Genomic DNA, 4,268 nt, shown 5'->3' with positions numbered 1-4,268 from the left:
CCCCCCCCCCCCCCCGCGGCGGCTGGAGACGCAGAGCTTTCCCGCGATCACGGCGTGGATGAGCGAGGAGGGTTACCGCACCACTCAGGGCAACGAGTTCAAGCCGGATGTCCTGGCCGGCGTACTGCACCACCCGGCGATCGCTGGGCTGATGGAGGACGAGAGCGGCGAGCTGGTGGACAGCGGCGGCCCTCGGATCATCCCTGTCGAGGATTTCATGGCCATCCGCGCCATGAGGCAGGAGAGGAACCCGGACAAGGGGCGCGGTGACCAGCAGGAGTACCTGCTCTCCGGCCTTCTCAGCGTGTGCGGCCTGTGCGCCCACACGCTCGGGGCGTCGCCGTCGAATGCGGGGGCCCGCGGGCACCGTTGCCCGCCCAGCACGGCGCAGCACCCGGGTGGCTGCGGCAAGGTTCGGATCAATGCGGACCTGTACGAGACGTACGTCGCGGAACAGGTCTTGGGCGAGCTGGCCAAGCCGGAGGTAGCGGAGCTGATCGGCGCTGCGCGCGACGAACTGCTCGGCCAGGCGAAGGAACTGGATAGACAGGTCACGGCGGCGCGCCGACGACAGAAGAAGCTGGGCGAGGACTACGCCGCGGGGTCAGGGATGTCGCTTGCCGCCTTCAAGGCGGCCGACAGGGAGCTGACGAACGTGATCCGGGAGTCGTCGACGCAGGCCCGGTTCCTGAAGCAGGTCAAGCATGTACCCGTGGGGTCTGTCCCGGATCTCGTGCGCTGGTGGAAGCACGCGCCTTTGAAGGCCAAGAGGGGACTGGTGGTCCTTCTGCTGGAGCAGATCGCCGTGTACCCCGCCGCGTCCAGGGGCTCGCGCACCGTGGACGCGGACCGGGTCGGTTTCACGTGGCGGCAGTGGGGCGCCGCTGAGGAGCCGCGCTCTGCCTAGACGTTGACGCTGTCGCGCAGGGTGCCTGAGCGGCGGCTGTTGCTGAGTACAGCCATCGACAGCCCGGAGACGATGCTCACGATGGACAGCCCCGCCAGTGCGGGGCTGATTACGTTGTCAAGCGCCAGCGGCCAGGCGTGCCCGTTTTCGTAGGCGAGGACGTAGCCGCCTCGGCTCAGGGCGTAGGCGACGCCCATGGTCGCGCCGACTGCCGCCACGGCCAGTCCAGTGCTCGCCGGGCGGCCTCGCTGCCACATCCTGAGGGCGAGCGCGCTTGCCCGCATCATCACCTCGGCCCCTGCGGCAGCGAAGAAGCCCAGGTAGGTCAGCAGGTAGGTGCGGACGGCCTCGCTCTGCGCGTACGAAGTGGACAGATCCATGTCGAGTTGCGCGAGATTCGCGCGGCGGAACTGCCAGATCAGCAGGGTGGACACCACCACGACGAAGGCGATGCGGCACGCGATGTTGACGCTGTGGGGCAGGTCCTCGCACTCCCAGTCGATGATCATGACCTGAAGGCTTGCACAGAAGATCATCGCGGCGATGTCCGAGATGAGTGAGGACAGCTCGGTCGTGGTGGCTCTGTCCGCCAGCTCGGCCACTGCCGGGGTCGCCAGCAGGGAGCCGATGAAGCTGCTGACCAGCGCGATGATGTGGGCGCAGCGCGCCACGGGGAACGCGTTGCTGCCCCGTCTGTGCTGAACAAGGCTCCGGCTGAGGGCTATCGCCGTGCTGAGAAGGGTCAGCACGGAGCACAGGCCGAAGATCGGGCCGTCCAAGTGGTCAGCGTCCTTCCAGGTAATCCGCTGCCCGGTCAGCGGCGTCGTTCAGGCTTCGGCGACGCGGACGGCCCTCACGGGGCTGGTCGACGCCTGGAGGGGGTGGGGGGATCGCCGGGACATCTTGAGACAGTCCCTCCCGGCGACGGATCTCCTGGAGCCTTGTACTGATTTCAAGAATGTCCTGCACCTCAAGTCCCTGCATTAAACGCAGAACTTCACGCGCCTCGGGTCTCGTGGCGTACACCGTGAGCGCGGTGAGGTCGTCCCACTCGTCTCCTCGCAGGAGGAAGGCTGCCGGCACGGCCAGGGCGGCGGCCAGGGAATCGAGCGTGGACCGTCGCGGATTGCCGCTCTTCCCGTTGAGCAGGCTGGCTACTTGGCCGTGCGAGATTGAGGAGCCCTCTCCGTCAATGGTGGCGTCGGAGATGTCCCTCGCACTGGGCGTGAAGCCGTCGGGGTCGCGCCGAAGCCTGAGCAGGACGAGCAGTTTCGCCGTCAGGCTCAGGGGCCGCCCAGTGTCGTGGGTGTCTTTCAAGTTCGTCTTCTCTGGCTGTGTCGTATGCTCACGACCGTGTGACCGACTAGTAACTACCGCTTAACCTCACAGTACCTCGCAGGTCGCAGGGGTTATAGGGTTTGTCGCACAGTTTCTCGGCGGAGCGTCGCCCGGTGATGCAGGCACCGGCGCGCTCCCCTGTGCCCGTCGTGCGGCGGGCGCCCCGAGTGAGTCGCTATTGGGTGGGCGAAGGCGGCGTTTCGCGCCGCACGGGAGGGTCCATGTCCGAGGTTGATGAACGGCGGATCGCTGAGATCGCGAAGGAGGCCCCCAGGGTCCTGCGCGGTGGGCCGAGCAGGGCTGCGCAGGACGAGGCGCGCAGAACGGTCGAGGCGATGGCGCTCCTGTGGAGGCCGAAACGTGACGGAGGCGGCGGCGGGGGTGAGACCTGACGATCCTGGGGCGGCGCCCCCATCACCCGTCAGAGATAGGTGACATTCTTGATTCGCTGTTGTACGTTCTGACGTGCCGGGCGGGGTACAGCAGCCGCAGGACCCCCGCACGGCAGCGTCGCGTGAGCGGCGTCCTTCCCTCCTCCTCGCCGGGTGGCCGACCCCCCCGCGCCCCGCCCGGCGAGGAGTCGGCCGCATGGGCGGCCGTCGGGGGTGCGTGACGGGAGTCGGCCCGCCGCGACCGCTTGGTCGTGGCGGGCTCTCTCGTATCCGCACTCGCTGAATTCCAATTCGAGGAATGGGAATGCAATTCCCCTTTCTGAATTCCCTTGAATTAAAAAGAGTTCCCCACTTGCTTTGGCGGTATTTGCCATTAAGATATAAGTGTAAGAACAAAGGGAAACACCTTAAGGAAGGCGCGGGGAAATGACCGACACCAAGAAGACCGAATTCATTAACCTCAAGATCGCGGAGATTGCCCCCAACCCGGAGCAGCCCCGGAAGTACTTCTCCCCGGCCGCACACGAGGAGCTGACCGGCAGCATCAAGGAGAACGGCCTCCTCCAGCCGGTCGTCGTGCGGCCGGTCGAGGGCGGCAAGGCTCCCTACATGCTGATCGCGGGCGAGCGACGCTGGAGGGCCTGCCAGGAAGCCGGCCTGGAGGTCGTCCCCGCCAAGGTCATGGAGGGAGCTTCCGAGGAGCAGGCTTACGTCCTCAGCATCGCGGAGAACGTGAACCGGGCGGACATGACGATCATGGAGGAGGCCGGTGCGTACGCCGACCTCACGGCCGCCGGATGGGAGCCGGTCAAGATCGCCAAGCAGTTCGGCAAGACCGAGACTCACATCACCTGGAGGCTGGGTCTGCTCACCCTGCGCCCCGAGGTGGCCGAGATGGTCGACAAGGGCCTGATCAAGAACAACCTGGCCTGGCACATAGCCCAGCTGAACCCGGGCAACCAGATGATCGCAGCCTCGCGCTACGTGCGTGGCGACTTCGACAGCGAGGCCGAGGCCCAGCACTTCGCCAACGGCCTCAAGAACGTCGAGCAGCAGACCTCCCTCACCAATGAGCAGCCGCCCACCGAGGAGGAGGCGGAGAAGCGCAAGGTGGCCAAGGCGAAGGCGAAGGACGGCCTCGGCAAGGCGGAGGACGTCCTGATCCCGCTGCTGGAGGACCTGGCCAAGAAGAAGCCCGAGGACCTGGCCGTCATCCTCGGTGACGACCTCGCCCGCCACTTGCGCGTCGTCACCCGCCTGCACGCCAAGGTCCAGATGGTGAAGAACATGCTGAGCAAGGCCCAGGGCATCCAGCGGGCCATGGAAGCGGAGTTCAACAAGACCGCGGTCGAGGTCCAGCAGGAGGCGGCCGAGGCCAAGCAGCAGGCCAAGCCGGAGGTCAAGGCCGAGGCCAAGCCGGAGGGCGAGGTCAAGCCGAAGCCGGTGGCCAGGAAGTCGGCGGCCAAGCCCGCGGCCCCGGCGCAGCGGACCGGCACAGCGGCCAAGGGCGCAACGCGCCGGACGCCCGCCAAGAAGGCCGAGGCGGCGAAGTAGGGCGGAGGGGGCGCGGCGGTGACCGCGCCCCCTCCCTCCCCCTGGCAGCGCGGTGGGCGCGCCCCGGCATACGGGGC

5 protein-coding genes are annotated in these 4,268 nt (G+C 67.3%); 3 read left to right on the top strand and 2 right to left on the bottom strand.

What is annotated here, in order from left to right; all coding sequences use genetic code 11:
- On the top strand, window positions 1-907 hold a 907-nt coding region (locus ACN6LM_RS37630; protein WP_445069921.1), incomplete at its 5' end, for a recombinase family protein.
- Here the strand turns inward: ACN6LM_RS37630 and ACN6LM_RS37625 are convergent.
- Together ACN6LM_RS37625 and ACN6LM_RS37620 are read right to left on the bottom strand one after the other, a co-directional pair.
- Window positions 904-1,686 (bottom strand): hypothetical protein, encoded by a 783-nt coding sequence (locus ACN6LM_RS37625; RefSeq protein WP_445069920.1) that lies wholly within the window; start codon window positions 1,684-1,686, stop codon window positions 904-906. The two genes, ACN6LM_RS37630 and ACN6LM_RS37625, sit on opposite strands and share 4 nt — an antisense overlap.
- A gap of 4 nt (window positions 1,687-1,690) precedes the next feature.
- Window positions 1,691-2,224: a hypothetical protein gene (locus ACN6LM_RS37620; RefSeq protein ID WP_445069919.1), complete on the bottom strand. Its 534-nt coding sequence runs from the start codon at window positions 2,222-2,224 to the stop codon at window positions 1,691-1,693.
- Between the two features lie 242 nt (window positions 2,225-2,466).
- Here ACN6LM_RS37620 and ACN6LM_RS37615 point away from each other — a divergent pair, with 242 nt between their 5' ends.
- Window positions 2,467-2,637, top strand: a complete 171-nt coding sequence (locus tag ACN6LM_RS37615; RefSeq protein WP_445069918.1) for a hypothetical protein — start codon at window positions 2,467-2,469, stop codon at window positions 2,635-2,637.
- A gap of 426 nt (window positions 2,638-3,063) precedes the next feature.
- Window positions 3,064-4,191, top strand: a complete 1,128-nt coding sequence (locus ACN6LM_RS37610) for a ParB/RepB/Spo0J family partition protein (RefSeq protein WP_445069917.1) — start codon at window positions 3,064-3,066, stop codon at window positions 4,189-4,191.
- The last annotated feature ends 77 nt before the right edge of the window (window positions 4,192-4,268 follow it).

Source organism: Streptomyces sp. SAS_281 (assembly GCF_052542855.1).
This window is presented reverse-complemented; position numbering and strand designations above follow the sequence as displayed.

Excerpts from the sequence above, each read along its gene's own strand:
- ACN6LM_RS37615 (WP_445069918.1), top strand. The coding sequence starts at position 2,467 with ATGTCCGAGGTTGATGAACGGCGGATCGCTGAGATCGCGAAGGAGGCC.
- ACN6LM_RS37610 (WP_445069917.1), top strand. The coding sequence starts at position 3,064 with ATGACCGACACCAAGAAGACCGAATTCATTAACCTCAAGATCGCGGAG.